Genomic DNA, 24,476 nt, shown 5'->3' with positions numbered 1-24,476 from the left:
GTTACATGATTCTAAAGTTACAAAAAAACCTTTGAGTAAAACTACTAAAATTAACTTTGAAGCGTAGAGGCAATAACTGAACATGCTTCATTTAGCATGTTGTAAACGTTTTCAAAACCATCTGTTCCACCATAATAAGGGTCTGGAACATTATTGTCTTGATCTGGATCGATTTCGTTTAAAATGAATTTGACTTTAGCTTTATCTTGGTCGTCTCTTGCTAGTAAAATAACGTTTCGGTAGTTTGATTCGTCCATAACATAAATAATATCAAACGCATCAAAGTCCGACACATTAAATTGACGTCCCTTTAAATTTGAGATATCTAAGCCATGTTTTTTGGCGACAGCAATAGAGCGACTGTCTGGATTTTTACCAATATGATAATCACCAGTACCAGCAGAATCTACAGTAAAAGAATGGTTTGGAAGCTTTGATTTTAAAATACCTTCGGCAAGCGGAGAACGGCAAATATTCCCCAAGCATACCATCAGAATTCTAGTCATTTTAAAAGTTTTTTAAATAGATAATTTTTTAGTAATATCTTCAACGTACTTTTTAAACTGCTTGTCTGTAGAAGATAAATTATCTACAGTTTTACAAGCGTGTAAAACAGTGGCGTGATCACGTTTTCCTATTTGAGAACCAATGCTGGCTAAAGAGGCTTTCGTGAATTTTTTAGCAAAAAACATAGCCAATTGTCTTGCTTGAACAATGTGACGTTTTCTTGTTTTCGATTGCAAGGTGTCAATATCCATTTGGAAATAATCTGAGACTACCTTTTGTATGTAATCAATAGACACTTCACGCTTGGTGTTCTTAACAAATTTCTCAACAATGGTACGCGCTAAATCAATCGTGATTTCTTTCTTATTGAATGAAGACTGTGCAATTAATGAAATAATAGCACCTTCTAATTCTCTAACATTCGATTTGATGTTTTTCGCAACATATTCAATAATATCGTCTGGCATGTCTACACCATCGCGATATAATTTGTTTTTTAGAATAGAAACACGCGTTTCAAAATCGGGTGTTTGTAATTCAGCTGAAAGTCCCCATTTGAAACGAGATAGTAAACGTTGTTCAATATCTTGCATATCAACAGGTGCTTTATCACTTGTTAAAATAACCTGCTTACCATTTTGGTGTAAATGGTTAAATATGTGGAAGAATACATCTTGCGTACCTGTTTTTCCGGAAAGGAATTGAACGTCGTCAATAATCAACACATCTATAATTTGATAGAAATGGATGAAATCATTTCTATTATTTTTCTTAACAGAGTCTATATATTGCTGTGTGAATTTTTCAGCAGAAATATATAAAACCGTTTTTTCAGGATATTTATCTTTAATATCAACTCCAATAGCATGTGCTAAGTGGGTTTTACCTAAACCAACACCGCCAAAAATAAGTAATGGGTTAAAAGAGGTGCCTCCAGGTTTAGAAGCTACAGCTAATCCAGCACTACGTGCCAAACGGTTAGAGTCGCCTTCTAAAAAGTTTTCAAAACTGTAATTAGGGTTAAGTTGCGATTCTATTTTTACATTTCTAATTCCAGGAATAACAAACGGGTTGCGTAATTCTGGATTTTTATTGTTTAAAGGAATATCAACTTCTTGCGATTTTACAGCACTTCTATTTGAACTTGGAATTCTTTCAGTAAAAGGTTGTTTATTGCCATACGTGTTTTCCATTTTGATAATGTAAACAAGTTTTGCTTTTTCGCCTAGTTCTTTGGTAAGTGAAACTTTAAGGATTTTCACGTAGTGTTCTTCAAGCCATTCATAAAAAAATTTGCTTGGAACTTGTATACTTAAAGCATTATCTGTAAGTTTAACCGCTACTATTGGTTCAAACCAAGTTTTGTATGCTTGCGGTTGAATATTATCCTTTATGAATTCTAGACAATTATTCCATACCGTTTGCGCAGTTACACTCATTTTTGATTATTCTGATTTTGTTTGTTAGGTTTGAGAACGAAAATTAGTTATAATTAACCCCCCTTTTTGGTTTGGCAAATATGTGAACAAAATTCTTAAAAAAAAAACGAATTGCTATTGAATTTTCAGAAAAATTTCCTCATGTTTAACTCCTAGCCGAAGCTACAAAAAAATATTTAATTAACAGTATGAAAATCGACGAAATACAAATAAGAGTGAGGTACGGAGAAACCGACCAAATGGGAGTGGTATATCACGGAAACTACGCATTATACTTGGAAATGGGGCGTATTGAGTGGTTGAGGAAGTTTGGGGTTTCTTACAAGAGTATGGAAGAAAATGGTGTGATGCTTCCTGTAGTTTCTTTAAGTATAAACTATAAAAAATCAGCTGTTTATGATGATGTAATTAATGTAAAAACACAACTAAAAAACAGTCCTACAGCAAAGATAGAATTTGAGTACGAAATAACTGATGAAAACGGTGTTTTGTTAACAACTGCGAGTACTACTTTAGTGTTTATAGATATGAAAACAAATAGGCCTATGAGAGCACCTCAATACATTCTTGACGCTATTAATTTGTAATTTCAACTTCTTTGATGTCGATTTCGAAGAGATGATTGAAGGTTTCGAAAATAAATTCGGCATCTTTTTTTCTAACAGAAATAGTTATTTGGCAATCTAGTTCTAGTTTTTGATGGCTAATTGTTAAGTTTTTTTCCTTAATAATACGCATCACGGTATTCATGTTTTTGTAATCGAAAGAAATAAGGTACTCTATATTGATGGTTTTTTCAATGATGGTAGATGCTTCAAGTGTTAATTGTGCCGTAGTCCTGTAAGCGCTAATTAAGCCACCAACTCCTAGTTTAACCCCGCCAAAATACCTAACAACAACTATTAAGAGATTCGTAAGGTCAAACGATTGGATTTGACCATAAATAGGCATGCCTGCAGAATTACTAGGCTCGCCATCATCATTAGCGCGGTAGTAAATAGTTTCAGTCCCTACTTGGTAGGCATAACACCAATGTCTGGCAGCATGGTGCTCTTTTTTTAAGACTTCAATATGTAGTTTTACATCATCTTCATTTAAAACAGGGTAGGCGTAACCAAAAAACTTACTGTTCTTTTCTTTAAACAAAATGCCCTCGGTAGACGTTTCAATGGTTTTGTATGTGTCTTTTTCAATCAAGCTAGTTAAAATAAGTTGCTTTTAGTTTTAAAAAGGTTTGAAACATCTTCAGTTTCAGGGTTTAAGTGCCATGTTTCGATACCTAGTGATTTTGCAGCTTCACAATTAGCAGCATTGTCGTCTATAAAAAGGCACTCGTTTGCTTTTAATTTGTTTTCATTTAGAACAAAGTCGAAAATATCTTGGTTTGGTTTTCTTAAATTGATTTCGTGCGATAAATAAAAGGCGTCGAAACAGTTTTTAAACGTATCGAAAAAAGGGACTCTGTGTTTAATCCAATTAATATGAAGCTCGTTGGTGTTGCTTAAAAGGATGAGTTTGTATTTTGAAGAAGCTTTCAGTTCTTTCAAAAAATCTAAGCGGTATTCTGGAAAATCTTTCAACATGAAATTCCAAATAGCAATTAATTCGTCACTTGAAAGATCCGGGAAATTTTCGCTGTAAAATTCGATAAATTCTTCAGTTGAAATTAAACCTTGCTCATAGAAACTATTAAAGCCAATCATTTCTTCCGAAAGGCCATCAATTTTAAACTCGTTGAAAGTATGTTTTATGGCACCTTCAATATCTAAATTAATAAATACGTTGCCAAAGTCGAAAATAATCGTTTTAATCATTTGTATATGTTTTAAGCGTGTCTCCCATTATTTTTTCTTCAGATATGAAATGTCCTGAAAATTTTGGAGCCATGACGCCATTTTTGAATTTAATAGATCCTGTAAATATGCGAGCTTCATCCCATAGGTTTTCATTAATGAAGGTTTGAAGTGTTTTTGAGCCACCTTCAATAATTACGGAATTGATGTTATTGTTAAAAAGGATGTCGCAGATTTGTTTTCCTATATTTTTTGAATAATCGATATTGTTTTTAGATAAGATTATGGTTTGTGCTTCGTTGTTAAAAACAGCGAAACCTTTTGAAAGTTTTTCATCTTGATCTAATACAGCTCGAATCGGGTTTTGTCCAGTCCAATCTCTAACAGTTAAGCTAGGGTTGTCTTGTATAACGGTGTTTGTGCCTACTAAAATAGCTTGTTCTTCGGTACGCCATTTGTGAACTAATTGTCTGGAATATTCATTCGTAATCCAAACAGGTTTTTGTTCGTTTTTTGTTTCGGGAGCAATAAAGCCATCAGCCGTTTGTGCCCACTTTAGAATAATGTAAGGACGCTTTTTGTTATGAAAGGTTAAAAAGCGTTTGTGGTGGGTTTTGCAAGCATCTTCTAAAACTCCAACAATCACGTTACAACCTGCTTTTTTTAGTTTTGCAATACCTTTTCCGGCTACTTGTATGTTATCATCAACACAACCAATAACAATATTTGGTATGTTGTATTTTATAATTAAGTCGCTGCAAGGAGGGGTTTTTCCAAAATGCGAGCAAGGTTCTAGGGTCACATAAATAGTAGATTCCTTTAAAAGAGATTTGTCTGTTACCGAATTTATAGCATTTACTTCAGCATGATTGCCTCCATAGGCGCTAGTGAAACCTTCTCCTATTATTTTGTTTTTATAAACAATAACGCTGCCAACCATGGGGTTTGGTCTGGTGGTGCCTAAACCATTTTTGGCAATGTCAATGCAACGTTTTATGTATGTTTCGTGGTTTGTCAAAAAATAAAGGATTATTTAATTTTTACTTCTTCGGTTTTATCAACAGCATAGGTGTGTGAAAAGCCTAAAACTTTGTAATTAATAATACCTTTATATTGTACGGTTATTTTTTTAGTTAGTAAGCTACCAATTAAACTGCTTAAATTGTCGTCGCCAAAAATGCGGTCAATAGGCACGTTTGCTGTTAGCGGAATTGAAAAATCTGTTTTAGCAGGAACTTCAAAGTTGTTAGATGTTACGGAAGCCATTTCGCTATCGTTTACAAAAACTTTTATACCTGTAACTTCAAGTTCACCCCCAATAATATTGGGGTTTTCAAACAAAGCATCGGCAGTAAGAATGATGAATTCCGGGGTGGATTCAAGAATTTTTATGTTTTCAACACCTAGGAATTCGGGCTTCTCATTTACAGAACAGTTGAAAAAAGTAAGTAATATTGTTGATAAGATTATAACGCGTTTCATTCCTGTTTTTTTATATTTAATGTATCTTCATCCCGATAAACATTTGGGCAAAATTAAGATTTTAAAATGAGTAAAGAGACTATTGTTATTAGGAAAATAGAAGCCAAAGATAACGTACAACTTGAAGAAGTAATAAGAGGGTGTTTTCATGAATTTAAAATTCCTTTGGAGGGCACCGCATATTCTGATAAGGAAACACCGCGAATGTATGAATCCTATCAAAATGATAACGATGTATATTTTGTGATAGATGACGATGGTGAAATTTTAGGTGGCGGGGGTGTAAAGCCTTTGAAGGATTTTGAAAGCGATGTGTGCGAAATTCAAAAAATGTATTTTTCTCCAAAAGTAAGAGGGAAAGGTTATGGACGGGCACTTTTTGGAAAATGTATGGAAGCAGCTAAAAGTTTAGGCTATAAACAATGTTATTTAGAGTCGGCACCACAACTTAAAGCAGCTATTCATATTTATGAAAGTTATGGTTTTAAACATTTGCAGGGTGCATTAGGAAATACCGGGCATTTCGCCTGTGGTGTTTGGATGGTGAAAGATTTGTAATAGCAAAAAGAAATTTCTTTGATGGCTTAATTTTAAGAAAAGCATTCAATTATAATATTTTCGGAATTAATAATTTAAAATTAAGATTTGAATTTAAAAGAGGTACAAAATATATTTCATAAAGAGTTAGATCTGGTATATGGTAAAGAAGAGGTAGATAGCTTTTTTTTTATGTTGCTTGATGCGTATTACCATATTCCTAGAATAACCTTGGCAATAGAGCCCGAACTTGCGGTTGATAATTATGATCTTATCTTCATAGCATTAGAATTATTAAAGAAAGAACACCCCATACAATATATAATAGGTAAAACAGAATTTTATGGTTTAACGTTTAAAGTGAGTGAACACACTTTAATACCAAGACCAGAAACTGAAGAACTGGTGGAATGGGTTATTCATCAATACTTAACATTAAGCGACCAGAACCCTACTATTTTAGATGTAGGAACGGGGAGTGGTTGTATCGCGATTGCATTAGCAAAAAAGTTACCCAACGCCAAAGTTTATGCCTTGGATGTAAGTACACTTGCTTTGAAAATGGCAACCCAAAATGGAGAGTTAAACGAAGTTCAAGTGGAATTTGTAGAAGCCGATATTTTGAAGCTGGTTGAAGAAGAACGTTGGGACTTGGGAATTGAAAATTTGAAATTTGATATCATTGTTTCAAATCCGCCTTATGTGAGAGAGCAGGAAAAACAACATATGAAACCCAATGTGCTGGATAATGAACCGCATTTGGCATTATTTGTTAAAGACGACGATCCTTTATTGTTTTATAATGCAATTACACAATTTGCTGTTAATGCGTTATCTAAAAACGGTAAGTTGTTTTTTGAAATTAATGAATATCTAGGGAATGATATGATTCAATTATTAGTAAAACATCATTTTAATCATATCGAATTAAAACAAGATATGTTTAAAAAAGACAGAATGATAAAAGGGGTTAACAATTAGTAGTTAGCATTTAAGAATTAAAAAATGAGCAGTAATTTATAAATTGTTATGAATTAGTGGCAAATATTATGAGTGTAGAACAACAAATACAAAGCTTACGTAACGAATTAAATCAGCACAATTATAATTATTATGTGCTTGACGATACTACGATTTCAGATTTTGATTTCGACATAAAACTAAAAGAACTTCAAGATTTAGAAGCAAAGCATCCCGAATTTTTCGATGCTAATTCACCAACACAACGCGTGGGTGGTGAGGTTATCAAAAATTTTGAAACCATTCCGCATGCACAACGTATGTATTCATTGGATAATTCCTATTCCAAAGAAGATTTGTTCGATTGGGAAACACGATTAAAAAAACTCATAGACGGAGCCATTCAATACACCTGCGAGTTAAAATATGATGGGGCTTCCATTAGTTTAACGTATGAACAGGGTGTTTTAATAAAGGCAGTGACTAGAGGTGACGGTTTTCAAGGTGATAATGTAACAGCCAATGTAAAAACCATTAAGTCGGTTCCACTCAAGTTAAAAGGAGATTACCCTGAAAAGTTCGATATACGCGGTGAAATTGTTTTGCCCTTTGATGGTTTTAATAAAATGAATGAAGAACGTGTGGAGATTGGTGAAGAGCCATATAGAAACCCAAGAAACACAGCTTCAGGAAGTTTGAAACTACAAGATAGTTCGGAGGTTGCTAAGCGCCCCTTAGAATGTATGCTTTATAATTTAACAGGTTCTAATTTAGGAGTTAATTCACAGTTTGATAGTTTAGAAAGTGCGAGACAATGGGGTTTTAAGGTGCCTAAGGCCGCGAAACTTGCTAATTCTATTGATGAGATTTTAGAGTTTGTGGACTATTGGAATGTGCATCGGCATGACTTGCCGTATGAAACTGATGGTGTGGTTATAAAAGTAAATAACCTTCAACAACAGGAAGAGTTGGGGTATACGGCCAAAGCGCCCCGTTGGGCTATGGCTTATAAGTTTAAAGCAGAACAGGTTTCAACAAAATTAAATAGTATTACCTATCAAGTTGGGAGAACAGGAGCCATTACGCCTGTTGCTAATTTAGAGCCCGTAGAACTTGCTGGCACTACCGTAAAAAGGGCTTCGTTGCATAATGCCGATCAAATTGAAAAATTGGATATTCGAGTAGAAGATGAAGTGTATGTTGAAAAAGGAGGGGAGATTATTCCGAAAATTTTGGGTGTCGATTTAACTAAACGACCTGCAAATTCTATACCAACCGACTATATAACCAATTGCCCAGAATGTGAAACAGAATTGGTAAGACAAGAAGGGGAGGCGCAGCATTATTGTCCTAATTATAATGGATGTAAACCTCAAATAATTGGGCGTATTCAGCATTTTATATCTAGAAAAGCTATGGATATTGAAGGTTTGGGTGGTGAAACAGTGGCACTTTTAGTTCATGAAGGTTTGATTTCTAATTATTCAGATTTATATGAATTAACAAAAGAACAAGTAATTCCATTAGAAAGGATGGCCGAAAAAAGTGCCGAAAATTTAATTCAAGGAGTTGAGCAATCTAAAACCATTCCTTTTGAGCGTGTTTTGTATGCTTTAGGGATTCGATATGTAGGGGAGACGGTGGCTAAGAAATTAGCAAAGCATTATAAAAGTATTGACGCTATAGCTGGGGCGACAGGAGAAGCATTAGTCAATGTCGATGAGATTGGAGTTAAAATAGCTGAAAGTGTTCGAGCCTTCTTTTCCTCAGAAGATAATATAGCAATAATTAATAGGTTGAAAGCCTTTGGTGTTCAGTTGGAAATATCAGCAGAACAACTTATTGGGCAAACCGAATTGTTAAAAGGGCAGAGTATTGTGGTATCTGGCGTTTTTGAATCTGTTTCACGGGACGAACTTAAAAAACTTATTGAAGATAATGGCGGGAAAGTAAGTAGTTCTATTTCTTCAAAAACAAGTTTTATTGTGGCTGGAGACAATATGGGGCCTAGTAAAAAAACGAAAGCAGAAAGTTTGAATATTCTTATATTAAGTGAATATGATTTCATACAAAAAATAAGTTAAAAACAAATTATACCGATTAAGCGTAGTTTTTAATCGCTTAATAGTGTTATTTGATTATATTTGTTCAATAATCATAAATTGTGAATATGAACAAATTGAAAGTCTTGGCCTTTTTAGGGTTGCTGCTTTATATTTTATCTATATCGTTTAGATTGAATGATGAGGATGTAATTGCAGATGGGTTTAAGTCCATTATATTCCCAGTGGTTACATTGTTGTATTTTATAACTGTTAAACGGAAATCATTGTTGTTTACCCTGTTTTTGGTGTGTTATTCCATGTCGGATCTCATGTCATTTATTGCTCCTTATATTCCTCATGAGTTGTATTATTTTTCTGCTAATACTTTATGTATTTTGGCGTATAGCTTTTTGGTTATTGAAGTTTTGAAATCTATTTCGTTGATGTATGTTTTTAAGAACTATAAAATTCATTTAACTGTTTTAACTATTTTGAATATTTATATTATTTATGTTTTACAAACGATAGTAGACCCTTTTACGGGTACGTCTAACGGGTATTATTTTGAGTTAGTTTATAACATCATGATGTTGATGCTTTTGTCGATTACCTTGCTTAACTATTTTTATAAAGACAATTTAAAGTCGCTATATTTATTCATAGGTGCTTTGAGTATGGTTTTTGGAGAGGTTATTTGGGTTGCGAATGCGTACATATCGGAACGTCATTTACTGAGTATTATATCGACCACATTATATGTTTTGGCTTTGTTTTTTTTCTATAGACAGTCTAAATTAGAGAAGGAAGTTAAGCGACAAGAATTCGGAGTGGCTCTTAATTAGGTGTTTTACTTATGAACGGGATATCCCTTCTATATAACCATAATATAATGGCCGATAGTGTGAAAGTTAAAAGTGCTGTGTAAAAAAGTACACCACCATCTTTATTTATTTCAATTCCCAATAAGGTTACATGCATGATTATGGCGCCACTTATTATACTTAATGAGATTATGGCTCCTATCCAAACCGTTTTGGGTAGGAGTAATAAAATACCCGCCGTAAGTTCTAAAATACCTGAGGTGATTCTGCCATAGGGTTCAAGTCCTACTTTTTCAAAAATATAGACACTATCTGGGTGTGCTGTAAATTTAAAACGCAGTGTTTGAATTAAAATTACAGCTACAGCAATTCTTAGTATTAGGGGAATATATTTTTTCATCAGAAGAAATTAAAATTCAATTGGTTAGACGGTTTAGTTCCCGTTACTTACCATGTTGTTTTTGTTTTATCCGACAAAACGCACGAAAACAAATAAGAACATCGATTAAATACGTTTTATATCGCTAAAATGAATTATTAATTGTACATTTGATTCAACCTACTTATGAATCATTGTGAAAAATAGCTTTAAATTTACTTTTAATACGGTATTTCTGGCTGCATTAATTTTATTGATAGCAGTAAATATCTTTGATGTCGCCACAGGCGATGTGTCACTGATGAAAACCACTATGCCACTTTTTATTCCCGTTTTTCTAACCTTATTTTTTATAAAATATAGTTATCTAGGGATTGCTTTTATGTCGTTTTTATTGTTTTCTTTTTTAGGAGATATCTCATTTGTGCTTTTTCCTGAGGAAATTTTAATGGAAGCGTCAAGTGTATTGCACACATTAAGTTTCTTTTATCTCATTTTAATGATTGCTCCCAATTTAGAGTTTTTTAAGGTTGATAAGATTATAGCAGCGTACCTGTTATTTGTATTCGGAATAAGTCTTTACTTTTTGTTTACTATATGTAGTTTATTGAGTGAAATTATTCCAAATAGAACCGAAGTGCTCTTATATGGTATGAAAAGTTTTGCTTTAATTGTTTTAACCTTTGTGTCTTTTGGAGTGTATTTATATACCCAAACAAAGCAATCTATTTTGTTTTTTATCGCAGTCGTGTTTTTTGGTATGTCTGTGATGTTAAACTATGTGATTGTTTATTATTCTTACAGTTGGGTGTTAGAGTTGTTACAAGGCATACTGTATGGAGTAGCCTTATTTGTGGTTTTTAAATATGTTATGAATAACGCAGCAGTTAAGGAGCCAAGGTCAATAGAATTAAAACGAAATTATTTTTCTGATACTATTTGGTCTTAAACAATAATAGATGTGCCGTTTGCACTTTTGTTCTTGTTGGCATCAAAATAGAAATCTATTTTCCCTAGGTTAATACCATAACATCCCACCTGGTTTACTAGCATATTTTTGTCATCGTTATTTTTTACCACAGTTGGTTTTGATAAAAAGGTATGAGTGTGTCCGCCAATAATCAAATCAATATCTTTAGTTAATGCGGCTAATTTTAAATCGCATATTTTATCAGGATCTGTTCTGTAGCTGTAACCCAAATGTGATAGGCAGATAACTAAATCACATTTCTCTACTGTTTTTAACGTACGTGTCATTTCTTGAGCCATTTCAACAGGGTCTAGATATTTTGTTTCTTTATACATGGCAGAGTCTACTAAACCATCCAGCTCAATACCCAATCCGAAAACGCCAATTTTGATACCTCCTTTATTAAAAATCTTATAAGGTTTTACATGGGTGTCCATGATGGTGTTTGAAAAATCATAATTCGCAGAAATAAATTGAAATTCGGCATGTGGTAACTGGGCATACAAACCATCAATACCATTATCAAAGTCATGATTTCCAATAGTAGCGGCATCATATTTCAACTTGCTCATAAGTTTAAATTCCAGTTCGCCACCATAATAATTAAAGTAGGGGGTGCCTTGAAAAATATCACCAGCATCTAATAAAAGCGTGTTTGGGTTTTCTTGTCTAAGAGATTCAATTAAATGCGCTCTTCTAGCAACACCACCTTTGTTCGCATTTCTACCATCTTCTGGTCCAAAGGCATCAATATGACTGTGTACATCGTTGGTATGTAAAATTGTTATTTTTGATGTTTTTGGAGCGGCTGAAAATGATTGTAGCCCTACACCTCCAATTGTAACCATTGCTGTTGTTGCCGATACTTGTTGTATAAAATCTCTGCGTTTCATTTTTTTGCTAATTAAAAGAACATGTAAAAGATGCTTTGTTGTGCTGCATCGTCTAGATGTGTTATTAAATAAATGCCTTTTACGGTATTTGTGTGAATCTATCGTCTTGAACGGGGTTGATCGTGTCTACCTTTTTAAAGTTGTCTATTAAGGCATTTCTAACCTTATAATCTAGAATGTAGAGCCCTTCATTCGGTTGAAAAAAAGTCATACCATCACCATTATTATATATATAATCGTTAATGGCTACGTAGTAGATTTTATTGGGGTCTATTTTTTCTCCATTAATAGAGGATTCAACAATCTCAAAGTTCGTATCAATAATCAATTTAAGCTTTGAAATAGGGTGTGCTTTTTGTGATTTGGCTAAGTAGCTTGTTAAGCTATCTATGGCAGTACCTTTTAGAGCAACCACTACCAGACTGTTTTCAAAGGGCATTAATTCAAAAGCGGTTCTTGTGGTTATATTGCCTTTGTTTATGTTGGAGCGAATACCTCCTTGGTTTAAAATAACCATGTCTATATTCTTTCCTGTTCTGCTTTTAAAAATAGGGGTTACCATATCAAAAATAGCATCTGCCATAAAATTCCCCAGAGCGGTATTAAACTTACCGTCAGATTTTGAGTAGGTTTTTGGGGCATATGCTAATACGCTGTCTAAATCTTTTTGTATGTGAATTCTATAAGGTTTTATAAAGGCTTCAATAGCGGGGTCTTCAACCATTGTGTCTTCAATTTGAATTTTCTTTCCTTCAATTTTAGTGAGATAGCTTGTAGGTTGCTTACAATTAAAAAGCAGTAATATATTTAACAAATAAATTAAATGTGTAAACCTCATATTTTTAATAGATTTTTTGAGTGTACTTTTGTTACCTTTGCGCAAAGGATAAAGATAAATGATTTTAAAAGGTTTTAAAGAAAAATCTATTAAAAAGTACATGAACAAATTGTTGTCTGAGCGTCAAGTTGATGTTTCGGGAGCAAAGGTTGAAAGTTTAGGTATTATCTTTAATTTAGATGAAGTTGATGATTTTGAGCAATTTAAAGCGCTTGCAACGTCTCTAAAAATCCTTCCGAATAAAATGAAAATCATAGCGTTTTCTTCCAATAAAAAAGAAACGCTTAAATCTTGGGACGTTTGTTATAATCCTAAAGATTTTGGTTGGAGAGGTAGCATTAAAAATAGCGAATTACGATCTTTTTTAGATACTGAATTTGATGTGCTAATTAGCTATTACCAATTAGATATTTTAGAGTTAAAACTGCTAACCACCTTATCGAAAGCACAACTAAAAGTAGGTGTTTCTCAGGTAGATGAGCGTTTAAACGATTTAATTATAAAAACAAACCTAACAGAATTTAAAGTATTTAAAACCGAAGTTTTTAAGTACCTAACTATATTAAATAAAATTAAGAATGAATAGTAAGTTTCTAGGAACTGGAGTTGCTTTAGTTACACCTTTTAAATCAGATTTAACTATAGATCATGATGCCTTAGCGAATATTGTAAATTTCAATATAGAAAACGGTGTAGAATACCTCGTTGTTTGTGGTACTACCGCAGAAAGTGTTACAATAACGAAGCAAGAAAAGCAAGATATTATAGAAACCATTTCTAAAACGGCTAATGGACGTGTGCCATTGGTTTTAGGTATTGGTGGTAATAATACAGCCCTAGTTATTGAAGAAATAAAATCTACAGATTTAAGTAATATTGATGCTATTCTATCAGTATCGCCATATTATAGTAAGCCTACACAAGAAGGTGTTTATCAGCATTTCAAAGCTGTTTCAGAAGCATCTCCTGTTGATATTATTTTATATAATGTGCCAGGTCGTACCTCTAAAAACATGGAAGTTGCTACGACGTTGCGTTTGGCAAACGATTTTAAAAACATTATTGCTGTTAAAGAAGCAGGAAACAATGTATCTCAATATTTAGAGTTAATTAAAAATAAACCAGAAGATTTTTTAATTATTTCTGGTGATGACGATTTAGCTTTAGGGATTGTATTGGCTGGAGGTGCCGGTGTTATTTCTGTTATAGGTCAAGGTTTTCCTAAAGAATTTTCAGAAATGATTCGTTTAGGGTTAAAAGGAGAGGTTAGAGAATCTTATAAACTTCACTTTAGATTAATGGATGTTATTGGTTATATTTTTGAAGAAAATAACCCTGCAGGTATTAAGGCTGTTTTTGAAACTTTAGGTTTATGTAGAGACAGTGTGAGGTTGCCTTTAGTGCCCGCTTCCAATCCATTAAAAGAGAAAATCAAATCGTTTATAAATAAGTTTTAAGGATAAAGTTAAATTTATATATCTGTTAAATATTACTTAATCCTGATGATTGCTGGGTTTAAGCCATTATTTTAGCCGTAAAATAATATTTTTAAAATCCATATTAATAACTTAATTTTGCATCTTGTTTCAAAACTATGAAGAGATTTCTTTACATATTAATAACTATCACTCTTTTAAGCTCTTGTAGCGAATATCAAAAAGTTTTAAAAAACGAAGATATTTCTGCTAAGTTTAAAATGGGAGAAGACTTTTATAACGCAGGTAAATTTTCTAAAGCCAATAAATTATTTGCTCAAATTGTACCTAATTATAGAGGGAAGCCTCAAGCCGAAAAGTTGATGTATTTATATTCTAATTCATTTTATAAAATGAAAGATTATTATACAGCAGGTTATCAGTTTGAACGTTTCGCGTCTAGTTATCCTAAAAGTGAAAAATTAGAAGAAGCTTCTTTCTTAAGTGCGAAAAGCTACTACCAATTATCACCAGTTTATTCTAAAGACCAAAAGGAAACAAAATCGGCTATTGAAAAATTGCAGGATTTTATCAATTTGTTCCCTGAGTCGGAATACCTTTCTGAAGCTAATAAGTTAGTACACGAATTAGATTATAAGTTAGAAAAGAAAGCCTTTAGCATTGCAAAACAATACAATACGATATCTGATTATCCAGCGTCTGTAAAGTCGTTTGATAATTTTATGTTTGATTTTCCTGGTTCTTCATTACGTGAAGAAGCTTTGTTTTTAAGATTTGATTCTGCTTATAAACTAGCCGTAAATAGTAGAGAAACTAAAATTACTCCTAACGGTCTTGTTCCATTGAAGAAAAACCGTTTGGAAGAAGCCATAGAATATTATACTTCATTTAAAAAAGCCTATGCTAATTCTAAACATATAGAAGAAGTGAACGCCATGGCTTCCGTTTTAGATGAAGAATTACAAAAATATAGCACTAAAAGTTAAATAACAATGACAATGGATTTAAAGAAAACCAATGCACCTGTAAATACCATCACGTACGACAGAAATCAAATTGACGAACCAACAGAGAATATCTATGAGTCAATTTCAATTATTGCAAGACGTGCTGAGCAGATTAACACAGAGATTAAAAAAGAACTAATCGATAAGTTAGAAGAATTTGCTACTTACAACGATAGTTTAGAAGAGATCTTTGAAAATAAAGAGCAAATTGAGGTTTCTAAATTTTATGAAAAATTACCAAAACCACATGCTTTAGCTGTTCAAGAATGGTTAACAGATAAAATATATTTTAGAAATACTGAGGAAGATAATCAGTAAACTTTTTTAATATGTCAATATTAAGCGGCAAGAACATACTATTAGGAATTAGTGGTGGTATTGCCGCTTACAAAACAGCCTCGCTCGTAAGGCTGTTTGTAAAATTAGGCGCCAACGTAAAAGTTGTTATGACGCCTTCTTCCAAAGATTTTATTACCCCTTTAACTTTATCAACACTTTCAAAAAACCCAGTACATTCTTCATTTACTAATGATGAGGATGATAATGCGATTTGGAACAATCATGTCGATTTAGCTTTGTGGGCCAATATATTTGTTATCGCACCAGCAACTGCAAATACCTTGTCTAAAATGGCACATGGCGTTTGCGATAATTTCTTGTTAGCTACTTATTTATCGGCTAAATGCCCAGTCTATTTTGCTCCGGCGATGGACTTAGATATGTACAAACACGAAAGTACATTACACTCCTTTAACGCATTAAAGAGCTATAATAATGTTATGATTCCTGCTGAAAGTGGTGAACTAGCAAGTGGTTTGGTAGGCGAGGGAAGAATGGCAGAACCAGAAACAATTGTGTCTTTTATTGAAAATGATATTTTAGAGAAACTTCCTCTAAAAGGAAAAAAAGTCCTTATTACAGCAGGCCCAACTTACGAGGCGATAGACCCTGTTAGGTTTATTGGTAACCATTCTAGCGGTAAAATGGGATTTGAAATTGCTAAAGCATCGGCAAATTTAGGTGCTGAGGTTATTTTAATCACGGGGCCAACGCACCAAAAAGTAACCCACAGTCTTATACATGTTATTCCCGTTATAAGTGCTAGTGATATGTATAAAGCGGCTCATGAGTATTTTGAAACAGCTGATGTCGCCATTCTATCTGCAGCGGTGGCCGATTATAAACCAAAAGAAGTAGCTTTACAAAAAATAAAAAAGAAAGACCCAACGTTAACTTTAGAGCTAGAAAAAACAAAAGATATTTTAGCATCGTTGGGAGCTATTAAAACCAATCAATTTTTAGTAGGTTTTGCATTAGAAACCAATAACGAATTGGAAAATGCAAAAGACAAATTAAAAAGAAAGAATTTAAATTTAATTGTTTTAAATTCGTTAAACGATACAGGAGCAGGTTTTAAAAGTGATACCAATAAGGTTACTTTTATAGATGCCGAAGATACGGTAACAGAGTTTCAATTAAAGTCGAAGACGGACGTTGCTATCGATTTATTAAATAAAATCTTAGAACACATTAATGCGTAACATACTCATAGTTTTAATATTCAGTTTTGGAATTGTAGGTTTTTCTCAAGAACTAAATTGCAACGTTGTTGTGAATGCACAACAAACGGGGAACGAAAACCTGCCTATTTTTAAAACTTTAGAGAAACAATTAAAAGAGTTTGTTAATAATACGAAATGGACAAGCAAAACGTTTGCAACCCAAGAGCGTATAGATTGTAGCATCATTGTTAATGTTGTTAATTACAGTGGCGAAGCATTTCAGGCATCGTTGCAAGTACAGTCGTCTCGACCGGTTTATGGGTCTTCATTTACTTCACCTATTTATAATTTCAACGATAAAGATTTTAATTTTAAGTATTTAGAGTTTCAAAACTTAATTTTCAGTCCAACGCAATACGAATCTAATTTAGTATCTGTTTTGGCATTTCACATAAATATGATTTTAGGTTTAGATGCCGATTCGTTTGCTCCAAACGGAGGCGATACCTATTTTAAACAAGCACAAACCATTGTGAATTATTCTCAACAAGATAATTTTAAAGGCTGGAAACTGGCAGATGGTTTGCAAAGTAGATTTGCACTTATAGATAATTTGTTGTCGCCAACCTTTAGAGAGTATAGAGATGTTATGTACACCTACCACCGGAAAGGTTTAGATGTGATGCATACAAATGCTAAAGAAGGTAAAGAGCAAATTGCAGGCACTTTAAAACAATTCCAGGCGATGAACAGCCGCAGACCAAATTCGTTCTTACTTCGAACGTTCTTTGATGCTAAGGCCGATGAAATTGAACAAGTTTTTACCGACGGCCCTAATGTAAATATAGCCAGCGTTAAAGAATCCTTACAAAAAGTAGCGCCTATGCACAGTAGCAAATGGCAAAATATTAAGTTTTAGGTTGTCCCAACTTTAAGCTTATAACTTTAAATTTTTAACTTGAATGTTAACGTCACTTTCCATAAAAAATTACGCTTTAATTGATAAACTTCATGTGGAGTTTAACGATGGTTTTTCTATTATTACAGGTGAAACTGGTGCAGGTAAATCCATTCTTTTAGGTGGTTTATCTTTAATACTTGGGAAACGTGCCGATTTAAGCAGCTTAAAAAACACAGAAGAAAAATGTGTCATTGAAGCTGTTTTTAATATTTCAAACTATAAACTTCAATCGCTTTTTAAGGCAGAAGATTTTGATTATGATGTGCAAACCATCATCCGTAGGGAGATCTTGCCTTCAGGTAAATCGCGCGCTTTTGTAAACGATTCTCCCGTAAACTTAAATAGTTTGCAATTATTGGGTGAACGTTTAATTGATATTCATTCGCAACATCAAACCTTGCAGTTAACAAGCAATGAATTTCAGTTTCAAGTTATAGATGCTTTGGCGAAGAACGATGCACCACTTCAAACTTATAAATTAGAATTAAAAGCATATAAAAAATTAAAAAAAGAGCTTCAAGAACTTTTAGATTTTCAGGCAGATGCCATTAAGGAACACGATTATAATTCATTTTTATTAAGTGAATTGGTTGAAGCCAATTTGGTAGATGGTGAATTGGAATTACTTGAAGAAGAATACGAAACTTTAAATAATATTGAAGGTATTAAGGAAAAACTTTCTGAAGCTTATCAATTATTGAATGAAGAACAAATAGGAATTCTTCCTGCATTAGGAACTTTAAAAAATACACTTCAAAAATTATCCAGTTATTCGTTAAAATACGAAGACTTATTTAAAAGAGTCAATAGTAGTTTAATTGATATGGATGATGTTTTTAGAGAAGTCGATGTGTTTCAAGATAATTTGGAAGCAGACCCAAATAGACTAGATGTAGTCGATTCTAAGCTACGTGTGCTTCATAATTTAATGCAAAAGCATGTAGTAGACAGTATTTTAGACTTAATCGCCATAAAAATTCAACTAGAAGAAAAGGTGTCTTTTACTGAGAATTTAGATGAGTCTATTCAAAAGAAGCGCTTAGAAATTGAAAATAAAGAAACAGAATTAAACACTATTTCAAAAGATATTCATAGTAAACGTACAGCTATTATTCCCGAGCTAACAAAACAATTAGAAACTATTTTAGGGAGTTTGGGCATGCCAAATGCGCAGTTTAAAATAGACGCAGTTTACGGAAAAGAGTTTTTTGCTAACGGAAAAGACGACTTATCCTTTTTATTCTCAGCGAATAAAGGTGGTCATTTTAACGAACTTAAAAAAGCCGCTTCAGGAGGTGAATTGTCTCGTATAATGTTGGCTATTAAGTCTGTATTGTCAAAATACATTCAATTACCAACCATTATGTTTGATGAAATCGATACGGGTGTTTCAGGAGAAATTTCAAATAAAATGGGAGACATCATGTTGCAAATGAGCAAAACCATGCAGGTATTCTCTATAACCCATTTACCACAAATTGCAGCCAAAGGGCATTCGCATTTTAAAGTGTATAAGGAAGATGTGAACAACGTAACGCAAACCAATTTGGTTAAATTAAATCACGATGAGCGTATTGTAGAAATCGCTCAAATGTTGGGCGGTATTGAAATGTCATCATCGGCCATTGCTCACGCAAAGGAATTACTGAACTAAAAAGTTTAAAGTTTAAAGTATAAAAGTTTAAAGTTTAGTACTTTTGGCCTTTAATTATGTCAAGTTAGCTTTTAACAGATAAACGAATCAATAAATCAACGAATTAACACATTAACATATGTATAATTTACTAAAAGGAAAAAGAGGAATCATTTTTGGAGCATTAGACTCAAATTCAATTGCTTGGAAAACAGCAGAACGTGTTCACGAAGAAGGTGGTACATTTGTTTTAACCAACGCACCAGTTGCCATGAGAATGGGACAAATTAATGAGTTAGCTGAAAAAACTGGATCTCAAGTTATTCCTGCTGATGCCACTTCTATTGAAGATTTAGAGAATTTAGTTCAACAATCGATGGAAATTCTAGGCGGTAAAATAGATTTCGTTTTACATTCTATTGGTATGTCTATTAATGTTAGAAAAGGGAAACATTATACAGACCAAAATTACGATTGGACACAAAAAGGAACTGATGTTTCTGCAATGTCTTTTCACAAAGTAATGCAAACACTTTACAAACAAGACGCGATGAGCGAGTGGGGTAGTATTGTAGCTTTAACTTATATGGCAGCGCAACGTGTGTTTCCTGATTATAACGATATGGCTGATAATAAAGCTTATTTAGAAAGTATTGCTCGTAGTTTCGGGTATTTCTTTGGTCGTGATAAGAAAGTACGTGTAAACACTATTTCGCAATCGCCAACACCTACAACTGCAGGTAGTGGAGTTAAAGGGTTTGACGGTTTTATTGCTTACGCAGATAAAATGTCACCACTAGGTAACGCTACAGCTTTAGATTGTGCAAACTATACAGTGACATTATTTAGTGATTTAACCAAACGTGTTACATTACAAAATCTATTTCATGATGGTGGTTTTAGCAACATGGGGGTTAGTGATGCTGTTATGAGCACTTTTGTTGGAGAAGAATAAGAATACCTAATATATTGGATAAGACCTCACTGTTTTTTAAACGCGTGAGGTCTTTAAAAAAATAAAACATAGCCACTTGTATAAGGTGGCTTTTTTGTTTGCTTTAATTACATTTGTGTTATGCAATTACAATTTTCATTCATCATTCCTGTTTACAATCGGCCAGACGAAACGCAAGAGCTTTTACAAAGTTTTGTTGGGTTAAAAACGGATACTAAGTTTGAAATTGTACTTGTTGAAGATGGATCAACCATAGCGTCTAAAAATGTTGTAGATGCTTTTAAAACCAAGCTTGATATCGCTTATTTTTTTAAGGAAAATTCAGGTCCTGGTGATTCTAGAAATTTCGGTATGCAACAGGCGAAAGGAAACTATTTTATTATTTTAGATTCCGACTGCATTCTACCCGAAAACTATTTATTTGAAGTTGAAAAAAGCTTAGCAACACAATATGTAGATTGTTTTGGTGGTCCCGATGCGGCGCATGAATCATTTAGTCCGTTGCAAAAAGCGATTAATTTTTCAATGACATCGGTTATCACTACAGGTGGTATTCGAGGTAATAAAAAGAGTGTGGATACTTTTCAGCCGCGAAGTTTTAATATGGGTATTTCAAAAGAAGCCTTTTTAGCATCGAAAGGTTTTGGTTTCATTCACCCAGGTGAAGACCCCGATTTATCCATTCGTCTTTGGAATTTAGGTTATAAAACAACCCTGATTCCTCAAGCTTTTGTGTACCATAAACGTCGTATTTCTTGGAGTAAATTTTATAAACAAGTGTATAAATTCGGATTGGTACGCCCTATTTTGAATACCTGGCATCCCTCAACAAAAAAAATAACCTATTGGTTTCCTACCTTGTTTAGTTTAGGACTCATTGTGGCTGTTTTTTTGTTGGCTGTTCAAATAAATGTTCTCATACTCTTTTATGTTTTGTATTTTGTGGTAGCATTTTTAACCGCTTTGTTCTCAACCAAAAATATAGGAGTTTCTATTTTAGCATTAGTAGCCATTGCTGTGCAGTTTTTTGGTTACGGTTATGGATTTTTAAAATCGACACTGGCTGTAGATGTTTTAAAAAAGAACCCCGAAACTCATTTCCCTAAATTGTTTTTTAAATCATTATGATACAAAAAATAAAATCCGGCATATTATCCTCTATTAAAAGCAAAAAAATTAATGTATTTTTTTTGTTTTTAGTGCTTTCGTTCATCATTTTAATATTTACAAAACTATCTAAAACGTATACAAATACACTCGTTTTTAATATTGAAAAAGTAAATGTACCACAAGAGAATGTGCTTTTTAATGATTCTGTAGCTTTAAGTATTACTTTAAAAACGCATGGTTTTAAATGGTTGACGTATTACTTCTCGAAACCAAAAATTAGAATTGACTTTAAAAAAGATGTTTATAAAAAGGATTCAGTTTTTATTTGGAATAAATCGAAGGCATATATAGAAAACACGCAGTTTGATAAACAGGTGGAATTGTTAAATGTGTCTCCAGATGTGCTCACTTTTAGATACGGTGTTAATATGGTAAAGAAGATACCAGTTAAACTGAATTCAGACATAAAATACAGTCCAGGTTTTGATGTTGCTAAGCCATATGTATTAGAACCCGATTCTATTGTGGTTGTGGGGCCTAAAAAATTAGTTTCAAAAGTTGATTTTGTTGAAACCGAAACATTTACGTTAGAAGAGGTTCGAAAAAATATATCAGAAATTGTTAAATTAAAGCTTCCTGAGAAGAATAAAGATTTAACCTTTTCAAACGATAATATTATTTTAAAAGGAACCGTCGAAAAGTTTACAGAAGGTACATTGAAAATACCTGTAACGATTATTAATGTACCTGAAAATATTAACTTGAAATACTTTCCAAAGGAAGTTAACGTCTCTTATTACGTGAGTTTAAGTAACTTTAATTCAGTTTCAGCGAAAGATTTCAAGGTAGTTTGCGATTATAGTCATGCTGTGAATAATCAATCGCTTTTAGTGCCGGAATTGGACACCTTTCCGAAGTCTACTAAAAATGTGAAAATTAAGCAGCAACGTATAGAGTTTATCATAATAGAATGAAAATTGTAGGTTTAACAGGTGGTATAGGTAGCGGGAAAACAACAGTTGCGAAACAGTTTGCGGCGTTGGGGATTCCTGTGTATATAGCCGATGAGGAAGCTAAAAAACTTATGAATACATCTAAAGTTATCAAGCGAAAACTTATAGAACTGTTTGGGAATGAGGCTTATGTAAACAACCAGCTAAACAAACCTTTTATAGCAAATATCATTTTTAATGATACCTCATATTTGCAAAAAATGAACGCCATTGTGCACCCAAGAGTGGCAACACATTTTAAAAAGTGGCAGTCAAAGCAAAATGCTCCTTATGTAATAAAAGAAGTGGCTATTTTGTTTGAAAACGGCGGTTACAAACAATGTGATTATGTTATAACCGTAACGGCACCTAAGGCCTTGCGCATAGAGCGCTTGCTAAAAAGAGACAACACAACTACAGATAAAGTGGAAGCCATCATGAAAAACCAATGGTCTGACGCTGAAAAAGTAAAACTTTCAAATTATGTGATTTCGAATACAACACTTGAAAATACTACAAATCAAGTGAGTGAAATTCACAATAAAATGCTTAATGCGATGAAATAAACCCAAATTTTAACATTTTTGTTAATGTAAGGTTAAAAGGAACGAGGACTAAATGTTAAAATGTTAATTTTGGATGATGAGCAAAAAAATATTTGTATTATTAATCCTGTTAATGAGTTTGTCTTTGATAGGTATTATATTTGTTCAAGCTTATTATATTAATGGGTCTGTTAAAAACGAAAAAGAGCGTTTTAGGTTTAATGTAAACAAGGTTCTTAATTACGTTTCTAACACTATTGAGAAGCGAGAATATTCAGAATACGTATATAAACTTCAAGATTTAATTTCTAAAGGTGAGAAAGTTGATACAACTGCCATTAGAAATTTGTATATTATAAAAGAAGATTTAGATTCTAAAGAAACGGTTGTTTATAGAAACGGAACTTTAGAAGAAAATTATAAATTTAATTCGTCGCTCTTTGACATAGGTTTAGATACCATTAATGTTAAACGTATTTTAAGCAACCGTGAAACAAAGGTTTATAAGAACAGTGGATCTGCTTTAGATTTAGATTTAAGTACAAACGATAAGTTGTTGCTTTTAGATAAAATGACAAGCACCGATGAAATTGTTTTTGAAGATGTTTATAAAGATTTAGCGTCGCGTTTGCCTATTCATAAACGTGTAACTAAAGATGAAATTCAAAAACTATTAGCCGATAAGTTAAAAGAAGATAGTATTAATATCGATTTTGAATTTGCTATTTACAGCAACGATTTAGCGACTAGAGTACGCAGCGATAATTTTGAGAATACAGATGCTTCGGCTTTTAGTGTATTTATGTTTTATAACGAAACCAACCAAAGTACCTATAAGCTTTTGGTGAATTTTCCAGATGATAAAAAGTTTATTTTGTCGTCTATTATGGGTATGATTTTGTTATCGGTTATTTTCACATCCATCATTATTTTAGCCTATGGTGGTGCGTTGTACCAATTGGTGAAGCAACGTAAAATAGCAGAAATAAAAACGGACTTTATTAATAACATGACGCATGAGTTTAAAACACCTATTGCCACTATAAATTTGGCGTTGGATGCGATACGAAATCCGAAAGTTATAGACGATAAAGAAAAAGTGATGCGCTACTTGGTAATGATTAAAGAGGAAAACAAACGCATGCATGCCCAAGTTGAAAACGTATTAAGAATATCTAAACTAGAGAAAAACGAATTAAATATAAGTAAGGATAGGTTAGACTTGAACGACCTAGTAGAAGATGCCATTACGCATGTAGAGCTCATCGTTGAAGACAGACAAGGATATATCAAAACATTTTTTGATGCACCAAAAACCTCTGTTTTAGCAAATGAAACACACTTTACAAATGTAATAGTGAATATTTTGGATAATGCTATTAAGTATTCGCCAGAAGCACCAAAAATTGAAGTATATACCGAAAATGTTGGAAACAATATTTTGTTAAAAATAAAAGATCATGGTAGCGGTATGAGTAAAGCAGCTGCCAAACGTGTATTCGAAAAATTTTATAGAGAACACACAGGAAACATTCATAACGTTAAGGGTCATGGTTTAGGTTTGGCCTACGTGAAACGTATTGTAGAGGACCATCAAGGTCATGTATCAGTAGAAAGTGAAAAAGACAAAGGAAGCGTTTTTATTATAAAGCTTCCAATAATATCATAACA

The 24,476-nt window shown here is 33.0% G+C and carries 27 protein-coding genes; 18 read left to right on the top strand and 9 right to left on the bottom strand.

Going from position 1 to position 24,476, the window contains the following annotated elements; genetic code table 11:
• Positions 1–50: 50 nt before the first annotated feature.
• Together Q5N74_RS11710 and dnaA are read right to left on the bottom strand one after the other, a co-directional pair.
• A complete protein-coding gene (locus tag Q5N74_RS11710) occupies positions 51–506 on the bottom strand; it encodes a low molecular weight protein-tyrosine-phosphatase (protein WP_304389001.1) in 456 nt (151 codons plus the stop codon).
• Positions 507–518: 12 nt separating this feature from the next.
• The gene (gene dnaA / locus Q5N74_RS11705) at positions 519–1,946 is read right to left on the bottom strand and encodes a chromosomal replication initiator protein DnaA (protein ID WP_304389000.1); all 1,428 of its coding nucleotides are present in this window, start codon (positions 1,944–1,946) and stop codon (positions 519–521) included.
• Between the two features lie 188 nt (positions 1,947–2,134).
• Between dnaA and Q5N74_RS11700 the strand changes: the two genes are divergently transcribed.
• Positions 2,135–2,533 (top strand): thioesterase family protein, encoded by a 399-nt coding sequence (locus Q5N74_RS11700; protein WP_304388999.1) that lies wholly within the window; start codon positions 2,135–2,137, stop codon positions 2,531–2,533.
• Here Q5N74_RS11700 and Q5N74_RS11695 read toward each other — a convergent pair.
• From Q5N74_RS11695 to Q5N74_RS11680, 4 genes are read right to left on the bottom strand one after another with little or no spacing between them, the layout of a single operon-like run.
• Positions 2,523–3,143, bottom strand: a complete 621-nt coding sequence (locus tag Q5N74_RS11695; RefSeq protein WP_304388998.1) for a YigZ family protein — start codon at positions 3,141–3,143, stop codon at positions 2,523–2,525. The genes Q5N74_RS11700 and Q5N74_RS11695 overlap by 11 nt on opposite strands.
• A gap of 5 nt (positions 3,144–3,148) precedes the next feature.
• Positions 3,149–3,760 (bottom strand): HAD family phosphatase, encoded by a 612-nt coding sequence (locus Q5N74_RS11690; protein ID WP_304388997.1) that lies wholly within the window; start codon positions 3,758–3,760, stop codon positions 3,149–3,151.
• Positions 3,753–4,757 carry a bifunctional diaminohydroxyphosphoribosylaminopyrimidine deaminase/5-amino-6-(5-phosphoribosylamino)uracil reductase RibD gene (gene ribD, locus Q5N74_RS11685; RefSeq protein WP_304388995.1) on the bottom strand — a complete coding sequence of 335 codons (1,005 nt, stop codon included), beginning with the start codon at positions 4,755–4,757 and terminating at the stop codon, positions 3,753–3,755. The genes Q5N74_RS11690 and ribD overlap by 8 nt, the downstream gene beginning before the upstream one ends.
• 11 nt (positions 4,758–4,768) lie before the next feature.
• Entirely contained in the window at positions 4,769–5,221 is a 453-nt protein-coding gene (locus Q5N74_RS11680) for a hypothetical protein (RefSeq protein WP_304388994.1), read from the bottom strand.
• 66 nt (positions 5,222–5,287) lie between these two features.
• On the opposite strand from Q5N74_RS11680, the gene Q5N74_RS11675 reads away from it, so the two are divergent.
• The 4 genes from Q5N74_RS11675 (at position 5,288) to Q5N74_RS11660 (ending at position 9,605) form a co-directional block, all read left to right on the top strand.
• Complete coding sequence (locus Q5N74_RS11675; protein WP_304388993.1) at positions 5,288–5,779, top strand: GNAT family N-acetyltransferase; 492 nt, start codon at positions 5,288–5,290, stop codon at positions 5,777–5,779.
• An 87-nt stretch (positions 5,780–5,866) separates the two neighbouring features.
• The gene (gene prmC / locus Q5N74_RS11670; protein ID WP_304388992.1) at positions 5,867–6,739 is read left to right on the top strand and encodes a peptide chain release factor N(5)-glutamine methyltransferase; all 873 of its coding nucleotides are present in this window, start codon (positions 5,867–5,869) and stop codon (positions 6,737–6,739) included.
• 68 nt (positions 6,740–6,807) lie between these two features.
• Positions 6,808–8,802 (top strand): NAD-dependent DNA ligase LigA, encoded by a 1,995-nt coding sequence (gene ligA / locus Q5N74_RS11665; RefSeq protein ID WP_304388991.1) that lies wholly within the window; start codon positions 6,808–6,810, stop codon positions 8,800–8,802.
• Positions 8,803–8,888: 86 nt separating this feature from the next.
• On the top strand, positions 8,889–9,605 hold the full coding sequence (locus Q5N74_RS11660; protein WP_304388990.1) for a hypothetical protein: 717 nt from the start codon (positions 8,889–8,891) through the stop codon (positions 9,603–9,605).
• Here Q5N74_RS11660 and Q5N74_RS11655 read toward each other — a convergent pair.
• Positions 9,598–9,984, bottom strand: a complete 387-nt coding sequence (locus Q5N74_RS11655) for a DoxX family membrane protein (protein WP_304388989.1) — start codon at positions 9,982–9,984, stop codon at positions 9,598–9,600. The genes Q5N74_RS11660 and Q5N74_RS11655 overlap by 8 nt on opposite strands.
• Positions 9,985–10,159: 175 nt before the next feature.
• Here Q5N74_RS11655 and Q5N74_RS11650 point away from each other — a divergent pair, with 175 nt between their 5' ends.
• Positions 10,160–10,912, top strand: a complete 753-nt coding sequence (locus Q5N74_RS11650; RefSeq protein ID WP_304388988.1) for a hypothetical protein — start codon at positions 10,160–10,162, stop codon at positions 10,910–10,912.
• On the opposite strand, the gene Q5N74_RS11645 is transcribed toward Q5N74_RS11650, so the two are convergent.
• Together Q5N74_RS11645 and Q5N74_RS11640 are read right to left on the bottom strand one after the other, a co-directional pair.
• The gene (locus Q5N74_RS11645; RefSeq protein WP_304388987.1) at positions 10,909–11,826 is read right to left on the bottom strand and encodes a bifunctional UDP-sugar hydrolase/5'-nucleotidase; all 918 of its coding nucleotides are present in this window, start codon (positions 11,824–11,826) and stop codon (positions 10,909–10,911) included. The two genes, Q5N74_RS11650 and Q5N74_RS11645, sit on opposite strands and share 4 nt — an antisense overlap.
• Before the next feature lie 79 nt (positions 11,827–11,905).
• Positions 11,906–12,664, bottom strand: a complete 759-nt coding sequence (locus Q5N74_RS11640) for a 5'-nucleotidase C-terminal domain-containing protein (protein ID WP_304388986.1) — start codon at positions 12,662–12,664, stop codon at positions 11,906–11,908.
• 58 nt (positions 12,665–12,722) lie between these two features.
• On the opposite strand from Q5N74_RS11640, the gene Q5N74_RS11635 reads away from it, so the two are divergent.
• The 12 genes from Q5N74_RS11635 to Q5N74_RS11580 all read left to right on the top strand — a co-directional run bounded on the left by Q5N74_RS11635 (position 12,723) and on the right by Q5N74_RS11580 (position 24,474).
• Complete coding sequence (locus tag Q5N74_RS11635; protein WP_304388985.1) at positions 12,723–13,250, top strand: hypothetical protein; 528 nt, start codon at positions 12,723–12,725, stop codon at positions 13,248–13,250.
• Positions 13,243–14,121, top strand: a complete 879-nt coding sequence (dapA, locus tag Q5N74_RS11630; protein ID WP_304388984.1) for a 4-hydroxy-tetrahydrodipicolinate synthase — start codon at positions 13,243–13,245, stop codon at positions 14,119–14,121. Before Q5N74_RS11635 ends, dapA begins: the two co-directional genes overlap by 8 nt.
• A 137-nt stretch (positions 14,122–14,258) precedes the next feature.
• Positions 14,259–15,086 (top strand): outer membrane protein assembly factor BamD, encoded by an 828-nt coding sequence (locus Q5N74_RS11625; RefSeq protein ID WP_304388983.1) that lies wholly within the window; start codon positions 14,259–14,261, stop codon positions 15,084–15,086.
• 12 nt (positions 15,087–15,098) lie between these two features.
• Complete coding sequence (locus Q5N74_RS11620; RefSeq protein ID WP_132218790.1) at positions 15,099–15,425, top strand: DNA-directed RNA polymerase subunit omega; 327 nt, start codon at positions 15,099–15,101, stop codon at positions 15,423–15,425.
• Positions 15,426–15,436: 11 nt separating this feature from the next.
• The gene (coaBC, locus tag Q5N74_RS11615) at positions 15,437–16,648 is read left to right on the top strand and encodes a bifunctional phosphopantothenoylcysteine decarboxylase/phosphopantothenate--cysteine ligase CoaBC (protein WP_304388982.1); all 1,212 of its coding nucleotides are present in this window, start codon (positions 15,437–15,439) and stop codon (positions 16,646–16,648) included.
• Entirely contained in the window at positions 16,641–17,528 is an 888-nt protein-coding gene (locus tag Q5N74_RS11610) for a DUF4835 family protein (protein WP_304388981.1), read from the top strand. The genes coaBC and Q5N74_RS11610 overlap by 8 nt, the downstream gene beginning before the upstream one ends.
• 43 nt (positions 17,529–17,571) lie before the next feature.
• Positions 17,572–19,224 (top strand): DNA repair protein RecN, encoded by a 1,653-nt coding sequence (gene recN, locus Q5N74_RS11605; RefSeq protein ID WP_304388980.1) that lies wholly within the window; start codon positions 17,572–17,574, stop codon positions 19,222–19,224.
• 118 nt (positions 19,225–19,342) lie between these two features.
• Positions 19,343–20,158 carry an enoyl-ACP reductase gene (locus Q5N74_RS11600; protein WP_304388977.1) on the top strand — a complete coding sequence of 272 codons (816 nt, stop codon included), beginning with the start codon at positions 19,343–19,345 and terminating at the stop codon, positions 20,156–20,158.
• A 120-nt stretch (positions 20,159–20,278) separates the two neighbouring features.
• The gene (locus tag Q5N74_RS11595) at positions 20,279–21,286 is read left to right on the top strand and encodes a glycosyltransferase family 2 protein (protein ID WP_304388975.1); all 1,008 of its coding nucleotides are present in this window, start codon (positions 20,279–20,281) and stop codon (positions 21,284–21,286) included.
• A complete protein-coding gene (locus Q5N74_RS11590; protein ID WP_304388974.1) occupies positions 21,283–22,242 on the top strand; it encodes a YbbR-like domain-containing protein in 960 nt (319 codons plus the stop codon). The genes Q5N74_RS11595 and Q5N74_RS11590 overlap by 4 nt, the downstream gene beginning before the upstream one ends.
• Positions 22,239–22,826, top strand: coding sequence for a dephospho-CoA kinase (gene coaE / locus Q5N74_RS11585; protein WP_304388973.1), 588 nt, complete (start codon positions 22,239–22,241; stop codon positions 22,824–22,826). Before Q5N74_RS11590 ends, coaE begins: the two co-directional genes overlap by 4 nt.
• A gap of 112 nt (positions 22,827–22,938) precedes the next feature.
• Positions 22,939–24,474, top strand: a complete 1,536-nt coding sequence (locus Q5N74_RS11580; protein WP_304388972.1) for a sensor histidine kinase KdpD — start codon at positions 22,939–22,941, stop codon at positions 24,472–24,474.
• The last annotated feature ends 2 nt before the right edge of the window (positions 24,475–24,476 follow it).

The sequence above is a fragment of the Mariniflexile sp. AS56 genome (genome assembly GCF_030552475.1).
Taxonomy (GTDB): domain Bacteria; phylum Bacteroidota; class Bacteroidia; order Flavobacteriales; family Flavobacteriaceae; genus Mariniflexile.
The sequence above is the reverse complement of the archived record's forward strand: the minus strand, read 5'-3'. Positions and strand labels throughout refer to the sequence as shown.